17 protein-coding genes are annotated in these 15,270 nt (G+C 67.8%); 6 read left to right on the top strand and 11 right to left on the bottom strand.

The features are described 5' to 3' along the window. Nucleotides 1-6: 6 nt before the first annotated feature. A complete protein-coding gene (locus tag ISP17_RS00370) occupies nt 7-483 on the bottom strand; it encodes an Lrp/AsnC family transcriptional regulator (protein WP_404629527.1) in 477 nt (158 codons plus the stop codon). Between the two features lie 138 nt (nt 484-621). Between ISP17_RS00370 and phhA the strand changes: the two genes are divergently transcribed. Next, entirely contained in the window at nt 622-1,518 is an 897-nt protein-coding gene (phhA, locus tag ISP17_RS00375; RefSeq protein WP_404629528.1) for a phenylalanine 4-monooxygenase, read from the top strand. Nucleotides 1,519-1,615: 97 nt separating this feature from the next. Here the strand turns inward: phhA and ISP17_RS00380 are convergent, their stop codons facing one another. The 3 genes from ISP17_RS00380 to ISP17_RS00390 form a co-directional block, all read right to left on the bottom strand. Beyond that, the gene (locus ISP17_RS00380) at nt 1,616-2,296 is read right to left on the bottom strand and encodes an SGNH/GDSL hydrolase family protein (protein WP_404629529.1); all 681 of its coding nucleotides are present in this window, start codon (nt 2,294-2,296) and stop codon (nt 1,616-1,618) included. A gap of 35 nt (nt 2,297-2,331) precedes the next feature. Further along, on the bottom strand, nt 2,332-3,021 hold the full coding sequence (locus tag ISP17_RS00385; RefSeq protein ID WP_404629530.1) for an RES family NAD+ phosphorylase: 690 nt from the start codon (nt 3,019-3,021) through the stop codon (nt 2,332-2,334). Between the two features lie 145 nt (nt 3,022-3,166). Beyond that, nucleotides 3,167-3,559, bottom strand: a complete 393-nt coding sequence (locus ISP17_RS00390; protein ID WP_404629531.1) for an MbcA/ParS/Xre antitoxin family protein — start codon at nt 3,557-3,559, stop codon at nt 3,167-3,169. A 212-nt stretch (nt 3,560-3,771) separates the two neighbouring features. On the opposite strand from ISP17_RS00390, the gene ISP17_RS00395 reads away from it, so the two are divergent. The 3 genes from ISP17_RS00395 to ISP17_RS00405 are packed head-to-tail and all read left to right on the top strand — an operon-like array spanning nt 3,772 to nt 6,526. Next, a complete protein-coding gene (locus ISP17_RS00395; protein ID WP_404629532.1) occupies nt 3,772-4,491 on the top strand; it encodes a hypothetical protein in 720 nt (239 codons plus the stop codon). Between the two features lie 15 nt (nt 4,492-4,506). Further along, the gene (locus ISP17_RS00400) at nt 4,507-5,922 is read left to right on the top strand and encodes a phospholipase effector Tle1 domain-containing protein (protein ID WP_404629533.1); all 1,416 of its coding nucleotides are present in this window, start codon (nt 4,507-4,509) and stop codon (nt 5,920-5,922) included. 31 nt (nt 5,923-5,953) lie between these two features. After that, on the top strand, nt 5,954-6,526 hold the full coding sequence (locus ISP17_RS00405; protein WP_404629534.1) for a relaxation protein: 573 nt from the start codon (nt 5,954-5,956) through the stop codon (nt 6,524-6,526). Nucleotides 6,527-6,629: 103 nt separating this feature from the next. Here ISP17_RS00405 and ISP17_RS00410 read toward each other — a convergent pair whose 3' ends face one another. The 7 genes from ISP17_RS00410 to ISP17_RS00440 form a co-directional block, all read right to left on the bottom strand. Then, nucleotides 6,630-8,414, bottom strand: coding sequence for a DUF885 domain-containing protein (locus tag ISP17_RS00410; protein WP_404629535.1), 1,785 nt, complete (start codon nt 8,412-8,414; stop codon nt 6,630-6,632). A 62-nt stretch (nt 8,415-8,476) separates the two neighbouring features. Then, a complete protein-coding gene (locus tag ISP17_RS00415) occupies nt 8,477-9,181 on the bottom strand; it encodes a helix-turn-helix transcriptional regulator (RefSeq protein ID WP_404629536.1) in 705 nt (234 codons plus the stop codon). Nucleotides 9,182-9,298: 117 nt separating this feature from the next. Further along, nucleotides 9,299-9,931: a glutathione S-transferase family protein gene (locus tag ISP17_RS00420; RefSeq protein ID WP_404629537.1), complete on the bottom strand. Its 633-nt coding sequence runs from the start codon at nt 9,929-9,931 to the stop codon at nt 9,299-9,301. Nucleotides 9,932-9,971: 40 nt separating this feature from the next. Then, complete coding sequence (locus tag ISP17_RS00425; protein WP_404629538.1) at nt 9,972-10,754, bottom strand: NIPSNAP family protein; 783 nt, start codon at nt 10,752-10,754, stop codon at nt 9,972-9,974. Then, nucleotides 10,751-10,933 (bottom strand): hypothetical protein, encoded by a 183-nt coding sequence (locus ISP17_RS00430; RefSeq protein ID WP_404629539.1) that lies wholly within the window; start codon nt 10,931-10,933, stop codon nt 10,751-10,753. Before ISP17_RS00430 ends, ISP17_RS00425 begins: the two co-directional genes overlap by 4 nt. Next, on the bottom strand, nt 10,930-11,544 hold the full coding sequence (locus tag ISP17_RS00435; RefSeq protein ID WP_404629540.1) for a DJ-1/PfpI family protein: 615 nt from the start codon (nt 11,542-11,544) through the stop codon (nt 10,930-10,932). The genes ISP17_RS00430 and ISP17_RS00435 overlap by 4 nt, the downstream gene beginning before the upstream one ends. A 96-nt stretch (nt 11,545-11,640) precedes the next feature. Further along, nucleotides 11,641-12,963 carry a hypothetical protein gene (locus tag ISP17_RS00440; protein ID WP_404629541.1) on the bottom strand — a complete coding sequence of 441 codons (1,323 nt, stop codon included), beginning with the start codon at nt 12,961-12,963 and terminating at the stop codon, nt 11,641-11,643. 214 nt (nt 12,964-13,177) lie between these two features. Here ISP17_RS00440 and ISP17_RS00445 point away from each other — a divergent pair, with 214 nt between their 5' ends. Both ISP17_RS00445 and ISP17_RS00450 read left to right on the top strand, forming a co-directional pair. After that, nucleotides 13,178-14,212: a class 1 fructose-bisphosphatase gene (locus ISP17_RS00445; RefSeq protein WP_404629542.1), complete on the top strand. Its 1,035-nt coding sequence runs from the start codon at nt 13,178-13,180 to the stop codon at nt 14,210-14,212. 99 nt (nt 14,213-14,311) lie between these two features. Beyond that, nucleotides 14,312-15,217, top strand: coding sequence for a patatin-like phospholipase family protein (locus ISP17_RS00450; RefSeq protein WP_404629543.1), 906 nt, complete (start codon nt 14,312-14,314; stop codon nt 15,215-15,217). The last annotated feature ends 53 nt before the right edge of the window (nt 15,218-15,270 follow it).

Genomic DNA, 15,270 nt, shown 5'->3' on the forward strand with positions numbered 1-15,270 from the left:
ACCGGTTCAGCCGGACAGCTGGCCCAGCGGCAGCGAGGGCGAGCGCTTCACCGTGCGCAGCACGAAGCTGGAATTGACGTCGGCCACGCCCGAGGCGTTGAGCAGGCGGTCGAGCAGGAAGCGGGAGAAGTGCTCAAGGTCGGCTACGTAGACGTGCATCAGGTAATCCATGTCGCCGGTGAGCGCATGACAGGCCACGACTTCTTCCCACTCGCCCACGTGCGCCACGAAGCGCTCGATCGCCGAGGCTTCGTGCTTGGCCAGCTGCACGCGCACGAAGGCCTGCAGCCCCAGCCCCACCGCCTGCGGATCGACCTGCGCGGCGTAACCGCTGATCACCCCCTCGGCCTCCAGTCGCTGCACCCGGCGCAGGCAGGCCGACGGCGACAGGCTGACCCGCTCGGCCAGCTCGGCGTTGGTGATGCGGCCGTGCGCCTGCAGTTCGGCGAGCAAGCGCAGGTCGGTGCGGTCAAGGGAAGGCATGCACGATCCTTCGGTATTTTTTGCGATTATGTACCGAATATTGCACTGAAAGTCCGGTATTCAGCAACAAAACAAGCTTCGTGCGCACGCTTGGCCGTATGCTCATGGGCCACGCTCGCCGCTTTCGGAGACTACGCCATGGACCATGCCGCACCCCGCAAAGTCGAGCACCAGCAGACCGATCGCGGCTACGTGCCGGTGTATGCCACCGGTGTGGTCGAGCAGCCGTGGGACAGCTACAGCGCCACCGACCACGAGGTGTGGAACACGCTGTATGCACGCCAGTGCGAGCTGCTGCCCGGCCGCGCCTGCCAGGAATTCCTCGATGGCCTGGCGCGCTTCGGCATGGGCGAAAATGGCATTCCGAAGTTTTCCGAACTCAATGAAGTGCTGACCGCCGCCACCGGTTGGCAGATCGTGGCGGTGGAAGGGCTGCTGCCGGACGAGGTGTTCTTCGACCATCTGGCCAATCGCCGCTTTCCGGTGAGCTGGTGGATCCGCAAGCCCGACCAACTCGACTACCTGAGCGAGCCGGACCTGTTCCACGACCTGTTCGGCCACGTGCCGCTGCTGCTCAACCCGGTGTTCGCCGACTACATGCAGGCCTACGGCCGCGGTGGCATGAAGGCGTTCGCGATCGGCCCCGAGGCGCTGATGAACCTCACGCGGCTGTACTGGTACACGGTGGAGTTCGGCCTGATCGATACGCCGGACGGCCTGCGCATCTACGGCGCCGGCATCGTCAGCTCCAAGGGCGAGTCGATCTATTGCCTGGATTCGGAAGCGCCCAACCGCATCGGCTTCGACCTGGAGCGCGTGATGAGCACGCGCTACCGCATCGACACCTACCAGCAGACCTACTTCGTGATCGACAGCTTCAAGCAGCTGTTCGAGGCGACCACGCCGGACTTCACCCCGATCTACGCGCGCCTCGCGACGCGGACGCCGCACGCCGCGGGCGACGTGCTGGAGGCCAGCGACCGCGTGTTCAACTACGGCACCCGCGAGGGCTGGGCGACCAACGCCGATACCTGACACGCAGCAAAGCAGGAGCTCACCCTGTGAGCGACCTGCCTTTTCCCACCAATGCCGCCTGTCGCTCACAGGGTGAGTGGCCGCGGCGGCGCGGGATCTACTTCTTCAGAGCGTCCAGCCACGGCTTCGCGATGCCGACCCACAGGGCGTAGCCGCGGCGGTTCATGTGCAGGCCGTCCTCGCGGAACCACTTCGGGTCCGGCTGGCCATCGCGGCCGAGCATCGGCGTGAACACGTCCAGATAGCTCACGCCTTTCTGCCTCGCGGCCCACGCCCGGATCTCGCTGTTCGCCGCGCGGATCTGCGGCAGCAGCGACTGCCGTGCCACGCTCGGCTTGATCGCGAGAAAGGCGATCGGCACGTCCGGATCGACCGCGCGGGCGGTGCGCACGAAGGCCTGGAAATCTTCCAGAACGTGCTGCGGACTGTCGCCGTCGGCGATGTCGTTGTCGCCCGCATACATCACGATGGCGCGCGGCCGGTAGGGCACCACGATGCGGTCGGCGAAATGCGTGGCGTCATCGATCTCCGAGCCGCCGAAGCCGCGGTTGATCGTGCGCAGCTCGGGGAAATCGCCGGCCAGGGTGGTCCACAAGCGGATCGACGAGCTGCCGATGAACAGCACCGCGCCCGGCGGCGGCGGTTGCGCGCGATCGGCCGCCTCGAACGCGGCGATCTCGCCGCGCCACTGCGCATGGTCGTTCTCGGCATTGTGGTTACGGGCCACGCCCAGCACGGGCAGAAGCCAGAGCATGGTCAGCAGCATCCAGCGATTCATCGCGTTCTCGTCTCCGTGTTCACAAGCCTCGAACCCTAGCGCGGACGCGGCAGCTCCGACACCCGTAACACCATCGCGATGCGCGCGCCGTCCCAGCGGTAGATCAGGTGCTCGGTCTGCACGCACGGCGCCAGCAGATCGGGATAGAACACCGCCGCGCACTCGCCGCCGGCATGCCGCACGCTGTCGTAGACGATGCCGTTGGAGTCGGCCGCGCGCAGCTGTCGCGCCAGCGGCGCGCTGGCCGCATAGCTGTGCGGATCGTGCGCCGTCGGCCAGCCGCCGCGCAGGTCGTGCAGTCGGCCGCTGATGCTGGTGCGATAGCAGCGCATGGCGATGTCGCACGGCGGCTCGGCGGTGGCGGCAAGAAAGCGCTCGCGGTGGTAAACGGTTTCCTCCACCGCTGTGGTCACGCTGTGCGCCGCGTAGAACACGCCCCAGCTGCCATCGGAGAAGCGGCTGCCCTCGGGGTTGAGATGAGTGAACGCGGCCATCACCGGCGTGGTGCCGGGACCACTGATGCGACGCGCCTTCGGCACCAGCTTCAGCGCATCCGCTTCCTCGCGCAGGCGCGGATTGGTCAGCGCCTCGATCGCGAACACCGCGTCCAGGTCCGCCGGATCGGCGATGCGGTCGAATACGCCCACTGGTGGAAACCGGCTCGGCACGATGCGGTAGGCGTGGCTCCAGCGGATGCGCTTGATCGGGGGCGGGGCATTGGACACGGTGGCGTCGACAGTCAGCGTTTGGCGGCGCAGCCGCGGAACCGGCGTGCTCCCCGGTGCGCGCGCCGATGGAATGAGGGCGTATCAGCCATCGCAGTGTCCGTGCGCGGCGTCTCGTCGAACGCGACCGGCGACACGTCGCGGCTCAGCCGCGCTGCGCGTCGAGGTACTGGCGCACCACGAACAGGTCCGCCACGTTGCCCGACAGCATGCGCTCCAACGCCGAGTGTCCGCCGAACAGCGCGGCCTGGTTCGGCTTGCGCAACCACGCATCGGCCTGCGCCGGATCGGGAAACAGGATCTGCAACGCCTTGAAGATGCCCAGCAGGTAGCTGATGCGCTCGATCACGTCGCGACCGGGCGCCCCGTCCTGCTCGCGCTTCCACTTGTAGAACGTGGACTCCGGCGGATCGCCCAGCAGCTTGCGCTGCTCCGCCACGCGCAGCTGCCACGCCTCGGCCAGCCGGAAAAAGCTGCGCAGCGCCGGGCCACCGAGGTCGGGGGCGGGCGTCGTTTCAGTTCGCGCCTGAGCCTGCATGCATTACTCCATAGATGAAGCTTTTGCTAACCTTACTTCATTTATAGAGCAAATGCGCGCACCACCGATCCCGTCACAGAAATGCACGGACTGACAGCGTGTCGGGACATTTTCGGATTGTGCTGAGCCGCTGCGCCTGTCTAGCATCGGGCTCTCGCGGAGCCAGTGAACTGGCGCAACGCCAAGGAGCACGCCATGCAAGGAGCCAGCCGGTGCACACTCATATCGTCCTGCCATCGCAAACGCCCGCGACCACAGCAACACGGGACAGCGAAGGCGGGATCATCTCCCTTGCCGACCTGCCGCTGGCACTTGGCATGAACGGCCAACGGCCCTCGCCCAGCCTGCACCGCGCCCTGGCGGTGTGCCTCTCTATGCTTCCTCTCACCGGTTGCACCCACGCCATGTCCAGCACGCCCGTCGCACAGCACACGGTCAACGGCAATCTGCTGCCGTTGCGCTTCCTTCGTCATAGCTTCGAGGCCAAGGCATACAACACGGTCAAATGCAGCGTGCTGTATGACAACCATGAATTCACGCCGTTCGCGACCGACGCGCCTACCGACCGACCGCCATCCCCCGACTATCGAGACGATTGGAACTATGCGTTCTATCTCGGGGTACGCAACTTTCCCGGACCAGCAACGGTGAGCTGGACTTCGCTAGACGGAACTAGTCACACCGCCACCATCGATCTCGCCCAGATCTTCAAGGACGAGCGGGTACTCACCAAAGTTCCCGACGACGAGTTCGTTCCGAACATGTACCCGCAAGGACTCTTCCTCGACCCCAGTATTTATCTCGAGGTCAATGACCGCACGATCAGTGTCTACATGAGAGCCCTCATACCCACTCAGCATCGACAAGTGCCGGACAACGAATACAGCGACGCTCGTGATGATGTGATCCTCGCTTGGACACACACTTACTGATTGGAGGGCTATGGAATGGCCGAGAACCACAATCTGGAGCCAGATGGCATCCTCTCAGATGGCGTGACGCACTATCCGGCGGACAAGGATCGCCTAGGCATTTACTCGCAGGATCGTGAGCTTCTGGCTTCTTTCCAGATGCCGGTGCTCAACCACGCAGACAATCCCCACGAACATCTCTTTGTGGCAGGTTTTGATGGTACTGGTAACGACGCGATCAGTGATCCGCAACACCAGACCAACGTGGCGAAAATCGCTCATCGGATCGAAGCGGCGAACGACGCCGGAGACCATCGTATTGCGGCCGGGTACATCGCCGGGGCCGGCACTCAAGCCAATCCGATCAAGCGAACTCTGGACGGTATGGATGGCTATACCGCGGAGGAGCGCGCTGAAACGATGTACAAGCAATTCATTGAACAGGCTTACGCATGGCGAAAGGCTGATCCGCAGACTCAGATTTCCCTCGCGGACATCGGGTTCAGCCGAGGCGGCGACGAAGCCGCGATCTTCGCGCGACTCGTCCATGAGCGTGGTATTCAAGACCCACGCGGAGCGAGTTATACCTACACCGCCGACGGATTAGTGAGGCACGCCGAGTACTCCAGGCCGCCGTTGGTGGCGCCAGGCCAGGTGGCTCAGGCAGTGGCGCTGTTCGATCCAGTGGGTACCGGCAATGAAGTCCGGAACGATGATCGAAGGCTTCCGCCCTCGGTGATCTCGGGAATCCAACTGTTGGCGATGGATGAAAAACGCAGCCTGTTCAAATCCGACCACATCATCGATCCGGGCATCAGTGCCGATGGCCGGTTCGCTGGGATCTACGTTCCCGGCGCGCACTCGGACGTGGGTGGAAGTTATCACCGCGACGGGCTGTCGACGCGCGCGGGCAACATGGTGATCGATTACCTCAACCGCCTCAGTGACAAGCCGTTTCTGCAGAAGAGCATCGAACCGGAGGACCCAAGGCTGAACGTGGTGCATCGCTCCGAAGAGGGCATGTTCATCTATCGAATCACCGGCAAGGTAAACCGCCTGGAGCCGGAGGGTTACAACGAGCTCCTGGTGCCTCGGCGCGACATAGGTAGGGTCCCCGACCCCTACAGCGCCGAGCCGGTGGATGAGGCCGTGCGAGCACGTTATGAGCTTCAGCCTTTGTACGGAAGCGCGGTGCCTGCCGAGGGCAGGTCCAGCCGGAATGCCCACGAGCACGCCTTATCCATGCAGGTCGACCGCATGCTCGCGGCGGCGCGAAACGGCGACTGGGACAGCTTCACCCGCGATACCCAGGCACTGGCCGCCATGGACGCGGGACGCGATCTGCGCACACAGGCCGGCGCGACGGTCGATGCGCTGGAGCAGTCGGCGATGCGTCAGTCCATGCAGCAGGCGTCTGCGCCCGTCATGGAACCACGCGGGCCGGTGCGTTGAGACGAACGGACTGACCCAGGAGCAACACGACATGGATGAGCAGCAACTCACCGCCCTGATCGGCAAGAGCGCCGCGCTGATGGAACAGTTCGACCGGCGCTGCGGGGACATAGATGGTCGCCTGCAGGCGCTGGCGGCGGAGCTGGAGCGGGTCACCCGGCAGGTGCCGGCGATCGTGCGGCAGTCGGCCGACGGCTCGCTGGCTAGCCTGCCCGCACTGGTGATGGACAAGATGGGCAGCGGGCTGGAGCGCCCGGTGCACGATTACCAGCAGCGCGTGCGCACGGCCGGCACCGAAATCGAAGGCGCAGCACTGCGGCTGTCCGGTCAGATCGGCCGGCTGGAGCGGCTGCACCGCCTGCTGCTGTGGAAAACGGTTGGCGCGGTGGCGGCCTCCCTCGCGCTGCTGCTGGCCGGCGGCGCCTGGCTCTCGATGCACTACGCCAGCGTGATCCGCGACAACCAGCTCTCTGCCGAACTGCTGCGTGCCTACAACGGCGCGGACGTCACGCTGTGCGACCACAGCCGGCTGTGCGCCAATGTCGACACGGCCGGCCGCCGCTATGGCGAGCGCGGCCAGTACGTGCCGGTGGCGCCGCGCTGAGGCGCAGTAAGTTGCCCCGGGGTGAGACTGCGCCCACCCTCGCGTGGCAAGCGCGTCCCACGCCGCGCTGTCGCCGTCAAACGATCCTCACCGAAAAGGACAATCAGTTCGGCGCCTTGGATGGCGGGCAGTCGCCAAAATCCGGCTCCGGCCCGCCGTCGGCGATGAAGCGGTCGATGCGCTGCTCCAGCACCGGCAACGGCACCGAGCCGAGCTGCAGCACGGTGTCGTGGAAGGCGCGCAGGTCGAACTTGTCACCCAGCGCCTGCTCGGCCTTGCGGCGCAATTCGAGGATTTTCAGGTAGCCGATCTCGTAGGACAGCGCCTGCCCCGGCCAGCTGATGTAGCGGTCGACCTCGTTGGCGATCTCGCGATCAGACAGCGCGGTGTTCTGCGTCAGGTAGTCGATCGCCTGCTGGCGGGTCCAGCCGTCGTGGTGGATGCCGGTATCCACCACCAGCCGTGCCGCGCGCCACATCTGGTAGGTGAGGTAGCCGAAGCGCTCGTAGGGCGTGCTGTAGATGCCCATCTCGTTGCCGAGGTATTCGGAATACAGGCCCCAGCCCTCGCCGTAGGCGGAGATGTAGCTGTCGCGGCGGAACGCCGGCTGTCCGCGCTGCTCGGCGGCCAGCGCCAGCTGCAGCGCGTGGCCGGGCGCCGATTCGTGCAGGGTCAGCGCCGGCATGTTGTACAGCGGGCGCGAGGCCAGGTCGTAGGTGTTGACGAGGTAGGCGTCGGCGCCGCCGCGGCCGGAGGTGTAGTACGGCGCGATGTCCGCCGGCACCGGCACGATGGCGAAGCGCTGGCGCGGCAGCCGGCCGAAGAATTTGCCGAGCTGGCCATCCACCCGCTTGGCCACCCACGCCGTGCGCATCAGCAGTTCGTCCGGCGTCTTGGCGTAGAACTGCGGGTCGGTGCGCAGGAAGTGCAGGAACGCGGGGAAGCTGCCCTTGAAGCCGGTTTCCTGCATCGTCTGCAGCATCTGCGCGTGGATCTTCGCCACCTGCTCCAGGCCCACCTGGTGCACCGCCTGCGGATCGAGGTCGAGCGTGGTGTATTCACGGATCTGCTGGCGGTAGAACGCCTTGCCGTCCGGCAGCGCCTCGGCGGCCAGCGTGGTGCGCGCCCGTGGCACGTATTCGTTGCGGAAGAAGTCGAGCAGGCGCTGGTAGGCCGGAATCACGTCGTCGCGCACGCGCCGCAGCGCCTCGCCCTGCAGTGACTGCACCTGGTCCTGGCTGAAGCTGTCGGGCAGGTGCTTGAACGGCGCGTAGAAGCTGCTTTCGGTGGGATCGACGAGCTGCGCCACCGCAGCGATCGACACGTCGCGCCCGTCCAGCACTGCCCGCGGCACGCTGAAGCCGCGCTCAAGGCCCTCGCGCATGTTGGCGATCTGCTGGTCGAAATACGCGGGGATCTGGCCGAGGCGGTCGAGATAGCGCTGGTAGTCGGCGGCGTTGCGCAGCTGGTCGCCGTGCAACTCGTAGCCGATGTCGCCCCAGAACGAGGAGTCGCTGTTGAACGGCATCTGCCAGGTCTTGAACTGCTGGGCAGCTAGCAGGTTGGCGATCTGCGCGCGGTACACCGCGTAGTTCACCCGCGCCCCCGGCGAGAGCGCGGACACGTCGACATCGTCGAGCTGGCGCAGCACCTGCTTCCACTTGTCCAGCCGCGCCTGCTGCGAGGCGGCGTCTACCGTGTCGAGACGGCCCTCGCCCGGCTGCGTCTCGCCTGAGCTGCTGATGCCGCTCTGCCCGGTGCGCCAGGCCCACTCCTGCGAGTAAATGGCACGGAAGCGCGCATCGGCGTCAGCGGCAGATGCAGCAGTGGAAGCGCTGGAGGTCAGGCCCAGGACGACGGCCAGCAGGCCGCCCAGCAGGTGCTTCATCGACACGGTTCCTCCGCAAGATCAGTCGGGGATCTTCGCAGAGATTGCGCGCAATGCCAGCGTCAATCCATGCCCGCGTAGTAAGAGCGCATGGCCGCGAGGTAGGCGTCGAGGTTGTTCGCCGGCCGCTCGATGAAATGCTCGCCGGTGTCGGCGACGGCGTCGATGCGGTCCGGGCGGAAATTGCGGAAGTCCGTGCGCAGCCGGCACCAGGTGCCGAGGGTCCAGGCGCCGCCCCAGAACGCCAGGCACAGCGGCTCGATTTCCCGCTCGCTGGCGCGGCCGGCCTCGTCGCGATAGGTGAGGCGCAGCACGCGCTTGTCCTCGATCGCCGCGTGCAACTGGTCGATGCGGGCGGCGAACGCGGCCTGGTGCGCGTCGCGCCACACCGGCGCGTAGATGCGCGTGCGCGAGGACCGCTCGCGCAACTCCGGCGGCAGCACCGCCTCGATCTTCATCAGCGCGGCCTGCGCCCCGGCGGCTAGCCGGTCGCCGGCAAACGCGCGCACGAAACGCGTGCCGACCACCAGCGATTCGAGCTCGTCGGCGGTGAACATCAGCGGCGGGATGTCCGCACCCTTGCGCAGCACGTAGCCGACGCCAGCCTCGCCCTCGATCGGCACGCCGGACAGCTGCAGGTCGGCCACGTCGCGGTAGACGGTGCGTAGCGAGACGCCCAGCGTGGCCGCGAGCGAGCGCGCCTGCAGCGCGGTGCGGCGACCACGCAGGGCGTGGATGATGAGGAACAGGCGATCGGCTCGGCGCATCCGCGCATGATGCCGGCAGACCCGTCGCGGCGCCTGCGACACAGGTCATGCCGGTGCGCCGGCGCCTTCGGAAGGGCATCCGGCCGCGGGCGCAGCGGCGGCCGGATGCCCATCGGCTCAGGCCGACTGCTGCGCAGCGAACGCCGCGTCCTTCGCCATCGCGCGCTGCATCGCCGGGCGCGCCAGCACGCGGTCGATGTAGCCGCGGATCACTGGCAGCTCCGGCACCAGCTGGAACTTCGTGGTCCAGTTCAGCGCTGTACCCCACAGCACGTCCGCGGCGGTGAAGCGCTCGCCGAACAAATACGGGCCTTGCGCGAGCTGCGCGGTGAGCGCATCGAGCATCTGCTCCCAGGTGCCGTACGGGCAGGTCGAGGCCGGCGCCGGCTCGCGCTTCATCGCGCGATCGACGATGGCCGGCTCGAAGCACGAGCCGTAGAACACCAGCCAGCGCAGGTACGGCCCGCGCAGCGGATCGCCGATCGCCGGGGCGAGCCCCTTGTCGGCGTACAGGTCCGCCAGGTAGATGAACACCGCCGGCTGCTCGGCGACCAGCGCGCCGTCGTGGACGATCGCCGGCACCTTGCCCATCGGGTTGATCGCCAGGTATTCCGGCGCACGCTGGGTGCCGGCCTTCAGGCTGAGCAGCTGCAGGTCGTAGTCGACGCCCAGCTCCTCGAACAGGGCGAGCGTGCCGCCGGCGCGGGTCTGCGGAGCGTAGAAGAAGGTGACGCGGGGCGCAGCGATCATCGGTCGTTCCCTCGTTGGATGGTGCGGAAAAAAGATGGTTTCACGCGGCGGCGAAGCCGCCCGATACGTCCCTCAGCGCCGCCGTGGACGCGACACCGCGCAGCAGCGAGCGTGGCGTGGGGGTGAGCTGCAGATACTGCGGTGGACCGTCCAGGCTGTCCTGCCAGCGGGCGATCGCCGCGGCGGTGGCCGGATCGGCCTCGATCGCGCGCTGCCAGCGCAGATGCTGCGCCGCATCCTCGAAGCTGGCGAACCACACGAACACCGGCTCGCCTTCGCGCACCGGCAGGCGCGGGAAGTCGTTGCGTGCCGGCTCGGTCACCCAGCTGCCCAGCAACCGGGCACCGTGGGCCTCCAGTCGCGGGCGCAACCGGCTCTCGAACGACTGCGCCACCGCGCGGGCGCTGCCCGAACGCAACGGGCACACCATCGCCACCACCCGGCCGGGCGCTGCCGCTGCGCCCGATGCCGGTCGCACCAGGCCACGCAGGTCGAACGGCTGCAGCGGCCGCAGCAGCAGTACGTCGTCCGAATCGATCATGGTGGCGTTGGCCTCGTCCCGATGTGCACGCCACACGGGGCCGTCGTAGAACGCGGCCAGCGCGCGGGTGCGTGCGGCCATGTCGGCAAAGCCGCGCAGCCAGACGAAGCGGTCGGCATCGTCGGCGTCGGCAAACTGCCCGGGCAGCACGATGCCCAGCGCTTCTTGCGACTCGATGAAGGCACGTTCGAACAGGCTCACCAGCCGCTCGCGCTGCCCGGGCCGCAATGTGTACTGGCGCAGTTCGAGCACACCGATGACCTGGGCCGCAGGAGCGCTCACGGTTTGCCCCGGCCGCGCCGCGGCAGCACCAGCGCCACCCAGGCCAGCAGGCTCAGCCGTGCCGGCTTCCGTGCCTTGTCAACCGGCGGGGAGGCCGGCCGACCGACGCCCTCGACCAGGGTGCCACGCAGGTACAGCGGCCGGTAGGCGCGCACGAGACGATCGAAACGGGCGCTCAAGCGGCCACCTCAGCCAGCGGCGCGCCCACGCACCACGACGGCAACTGGGCGTGCTTGAACAGGCGGAACCAGTCTTCGCGATCGGCGGGGCTGTAAAGGTCGAGCGTGCGGATCACCTCGCGGGCGAACTCCACGCTGCCCAGGTGGCTGGCGGTGATCACGCCGCCGTCGTTGGCCGCCAGCACCTCGGCGTCGTACTGGTCTTCGCCGGCATAGCCGGGCACGGCGTCCAGCTGGCCGGCCCAGTTGCCGGTATGGCGCACGCCGTCGAGCAGGCCGGCGCGCGCCAGCGGCACCACGCCGGTGTCGATGCCCGCCACGGTGGCGCCGGCGGCATGCGCCTCGCGCAGCCGCTCCACCGCCATCGCGCCTTCGCCGCGCAACCACAGGTGGCCGCCGGGCACGATGAGCAACACCGCGCGGTCCGGCGCCAGCTCGGTCAGCGCGCCGTCCGGCTGCACCGTGAGCCCGCCCATCGAGACCACCGGCGCGCGGCTGAAGCCGAGCGTGCGCACCTGCCAGTCGCCGGGACGGCGCACCTCGCACAGCGCCAGCGCCGCCTGCCAGTCGGCGAATCCGTCAAACACCAGAACGTAAACCGTATCGCGCATGGGGATGCCCTCCGTGGATGGAGTGCAAGCATCGCTCGGCCCTGCTGCCAACGTGATGTCAGCAGGGTGGCACGGCGGGGGCCGCGTCAACCCGGATCAGGCGCCGGGTATTTCCACGACCGATTGCGACAGCGTCCGCCCCTGGTCGGTGCGGGCCCGCAGGCGATAGCGGCCCGGCCGCAGATACAGCTTGGTGCTGCTGGTCGGCTTCAGGAAGGCGAAGATGTCGGCCGGCGTGGCCTGGTCCGACTCGCCGATGTAGTGCGCATCGACCACACACGGGATCTGCTCGCGGCACAGCCGGGTGTCGATCGAGTACGGCCGGCGCTGGCCGTCCAGGCTGAGCCAGGCCGGACGCTGCATGTCGTTGAAGGCGACGAAGGCCTGAGTGGCCATCTGCACGCCGTTGCTCAGGACGCGGTATCGGCCGTGCACGGGGTCGTCCACTTCCTCCGCTCCCAGTGCCTTGAGCGTGAGCGAGCGCGGCGAGATCACGCTGATGTCGTAGAGCTTCGGCGCCGCCGACCAGGGGCGCCCGCTGGCCTTGTCGACCAGGACCTCGGGGTCGTCGGATGGAAAGCGGGCCGTCAGCTGGTGGTAGTCGTCATCAGCGTTCCATTCCGCCTCGAGGAACTGCGCCTGGTCGATCGACAGCGGGTCGAGTCCGGTCAGCCGCGCCAGGGTCATGGCCATCGGCCGCGCTCGACCGAGCCGGCCGACCGCCTTGTCGACGTGGGCATAGCCTGCCGCCACCACGAGGCGGGCCTCGGGGTTCTTGGCGAACACGCGGTCGTAGAGGTTCCGTGCCTGCCCCGTTTCGCGCGCCTCTGTGTTGCCGCCTGCCGCATCGGCGTCGTAGGACACCAGCACGAAGCCGAGCCGCAGGCCCGCGCGCACGATCTCGCCGTACAGCGGCTCCTGCAGGTACTCGGTGCCGCTGCTGCGCACCGGATAGCCGCGCTTGGTGAGGTCCGGATCGTCGCCCAGCGCCTCGATCGCCAGGTGGGTGAAGCCCAGCGCCCGCAGGCGCGGCAGCAGCTGCAGGGTGAGCGCACGGGACTGCGCGTTGTGGTGCACCTCGTTCACCATGACGATGCGCCGGCCCACGGCCTGCCGGGCGATCACGTCCAGCGCGGACTCGGCCCGCCAGTCGCGCGGATCGGGAAGTTCCAGCCCCGGCACCGGGTCCATCTTCAGCGGGAACACCAGCACCGCGCGGCTGTACTGGCCTAGCTCGGCGAGCGCAAAGGCGCTCATCTGCGCGGCGAGGCCCTGGTTCGCGGGGGAGAGCTGCGGGTTGAGCTTCTGCAGGTACAGGTAACGATCCAGCGGATCCGGGCGCTCGCTGAGCGCGTGAAACATGCGGACCGCCGCTTGGTCGTACGACTGCGCGCTGGCGGACGCGGCAGCCAGCAGCATCGCACTGCAGAATAAGGCGCGAAGGTATCTGGTGGACATTGCATCGACCGGGGTTGAGGACGCTGATGGCAGTGTGCGCGCGACGGGCGCTCCCCACAAATGTCCCGAAAGACCCGGTTACCCCCTGCACCCCGGCGTGCCCGATCGGCCGCGCGGCTGGCGCGTCCCGGACGCGCACGGGACAATACCGCTCCTTTTGTGCCACGGAGATGCCATGAAGCCCGTCTCGCTGATCCAGTTCCTGATCGAGGAACGTCGCGCCGGCCACATCAACGCCGAGCTGTCGCTGCTGATCGAAGTGGTGGCGCGGGCCTGCAAGCGCATCAGCGTGGCGACCAACAAGGGCGCGCTCGGCGGCGTGCTGGGCATGGCCGCGGGCGAAGGCGATGCGGCCAGCATCAACATCCAGGGCGAGGCGCAGAAGAAGCTGGACGTGATCTCCAACGAGATCCTGCTCGAAGCCAACGCCTGGGGCGGCCACCTGGCAGCGTGCGCATCGGAGGAGATGGAAGACCCGCAGCAGATCCCGGACATGTATCCGAAGGGCAACCATCTGCTGCTGTTCGATCCGCTGGACGGCAGCTCCAACATCGACGTCAACATCTCTGTCGGCACCATCTTCTCGGTGCTGCGCTGCCCGGACCACGTGACCGAGCCGAAGGTGGAGCACTTCCTCCAGCCGGGTACCGAGCAGGTGGCGGCAGGTTATGTGGTGTATGGCCCCGCCACGGTGCTGGTGCTGACTTTCGGCCACGGCACCCACGAGTTCACGCTGGACCGCGAGGTCGGCAGCTTCGTGCTGAGCCGGCGCGGCATCCGCATCCCCGAGGAAACCGCCGAGTTTGCCATCAACATGTCCAACCAGCGCCACTGGGAAGCGCCGATGCAGCGCTACGTGGGCGAGCTGCTGGCCGGCACCGAAGGCCCGCGCGGCAAGGATTTCAACATGCGCTGGGTCGCCTCGATGGTGGCCGACGTGCATCGCATCATCACCCGCGGCGGGGTGTTCTTCTATCCGCTGGACGCCAAGATCCAGGCCAAGGGCGGCAAGCTGCGGCTGATGTACGAGGCCAACCCGATGGCCTTCATCGTGGAGCAGGCCGGCGGCGCGGCCACTACCGGGCGCGCGCGCATCCTCGAACTCCAGCCCACCGCCCTGCACCAGCGCGTGCCCGTGTTCCTCGGCTCACGCAAGGAAGTGGAGACGGCCACGCATTACCACGTGGAAGCGGACGGCGCGCGCGCCTGAGCGCGCCGCCCAACGGCGACTGAAGGCCGCCACGCACGGCACCGCACGGCGCCATGCGTGCACCGTAGACTCGCGCGCTTTGCCACCGATGCGGCCCCGATGAGCCTTCGCCGACTGCTGCCCCCGCTGCTTGCCACGCTGCTGCTCGCCGCGTGCGCACCGGCGGTGCGGCCTCCGCCCACTCCCGCACACGTTCCGCTGCCGCCGCCGCGCATCGGCCTGGCGCTGGGCGGTGGTGCGGCGAAGGGCTTCGCGCACATCGGCGTGATCAAGATGCTCGAAGCCAACGGCATCCGGGTCGACGTGGTGGCCGGCACCAGCGCCGGCAGCGTGGTAGGCGCGCTGTACGCCGGCGGCATGGACGGCTTTGCGCTGCAGCAGGACGCGCTCGCACTGGACGAGTCCAGCCTGCGTGACGTGCGGCTGTTTTCCGGTGGTCTGGTGCGCGGCCAGGCGCTGCAGGATTACATCAACACCCAGCTGGACCACACGCCGATCGAGCGACTGAAGAAGCCCTTCGCCGCGGTGGCCACCGAGCTGGAAAACGGTCAGCGCACCGTGTTCACCCGCGGCAATACCGGAGAGGCGGTGCGCGCCTCGTGCAGCATTCCCGGCGTGTTCGAGCCCACCGCGATCGGCCTGCGGCACTACGTCGACGGCGGCGTCACCAGCCCGGTGCCGGTGGACGCGGCGCGCCAGCTCGGCGCCGACGTGGTGATCGCGGTAGACATCTCCAGCAAGGCCGACGGGCGCAATCCCGAAGGCCTGGTCGACATCGTCAACCAGTCGATCAGCATCATGGGCCAGACGCTGGGCGCGCAGGAGCTGGCGCGCGCCGACGTGGTGATCCGCCCGCAGGTCGCCGGCATCGGCGCGACCGACTTCGCGCAGAAGCAGCAGGCGATCCTGGAAGGCGAAAAGGCGGCGCTGGCCGCCTTGCCGGCGATCCGTGCGCGACTGGCCGCCGCCCGACAGGCACGGACGATCGCGACACCTGCCCGCTGAGCGGCGCGGTGGCTTGCAGCACTTGGAGCGTGCGCCCGCACGCTGCTAGCGTC

The organism is Dyella ginsengisoli, assembly GCF_044904665.1.
Lineage (GTDB): Bacteria > Pseudomonadota > Gammaproteobacteria > Xanthomonadales > Rhodanobacteraceae > Dyella_A > Dyella_A ginsengisoli.

What these genes read in the sequence shown, in the direction of transcription:
- ISP17_RS00370 (WP_404629527.1), bottom strand. Translation starts at nt 483, where the DNA reads ATGCCTTCCCTTGACCGCACCGACCTGCGCTTGCTCGCCGAACTGCAG.
- phhA (WP_404629528.1), top strand. Translation starts at nt 622, where the DNA reads ATGGACCATGCCGCACCCCGCAAAGTCGAGCACCAGCAGACCGATCGC.
- ISP17_RS00380 (WP_404629529.1), bottom strand. Translation starts at nt 2,296, where the DNA reads ATGAATCGCTGGATGCTGCTGACCATGCTCTGGCTTCTGCCCGTGCTG.
- ISP17_RS00390 (WP_404629531.1), bottom strand. Translation starts at nt 3,559, where the DNA reads ATGCAGGCTCAGGCGCGAACTGAAACGACGCCCGCCCCCGACCTCGGT.
- ISP17_RS00400 (WP_404629533.1), top strand. Translation starts at nt 4,507, where the DNA reads ATGGCCGAGAACCACAATCTGGAGCCAGATGGCATCCTCTCAGATGGC.
- ISP17_RS00405 (WP_404629534.1), top strand. Translation starts at nt 5,954, where the DNA reads ATGGATGAGCAGCAACTCACCGCCCTGATCGGCAAGAGCGCCGCGCTG.
- ISP17_RS00410 (WP_404629535.1), bottom strand. Translation starts at nt 8,414, where the DNA reads ATGAAGCACCTGCTGGGCGGCCTGCTGGCCGTCGTCCTGGGCCTGACC.
- ISP17_RS00415 (WP_404629536.1), bottom strand. Translation starts at nt 9,181, where the DNA reads ATGCGCCGAGCCGATCGCCTGTTCCTCATCATCCACGCCCTGCGTGGT.
- ISP17_RS00420 (WP_404629537.1), bottom strand. Translation starts at nt 9,931, where the DNA reads ATGATCGCTGCGCCCCGCGTCACCTTCTTCTACGCTCCGCAGACCCGC.
- ISP17_RS00435 (WP_404629540.1), bottom strand. Translation starts at nt 11,544, where the DNA reads ATGCGCGATACGGTTTACGTTCTGGTGTTTGACGGATTCGCCGACTGG.
- ISP17_RS00440 (WP_404629541.1), bottom strand. Translation starts at nt 12,963, where the DNA reads ATGCTGCTGGCTGCCGCGTCCGCCAGCGCGCAGTCGTACGACCAAGCG.
- ISP17_RS00445 (WP_404629542.1), top strand. Translation starts at nt 13,178, where the DNA reads ATGAAGCCCGTCTCGCTGATCCAGTTCCTGATCGAGGAACGTCGCGCC.
- ISP17_RS00450 (WP_404629543.1), top strand. Translation starts at nt 14,312, where the DNA reads ATGAGCCTTCGCCGACTGCTGCCCCCGCTGCTTGCCACGCTGCTGCTC.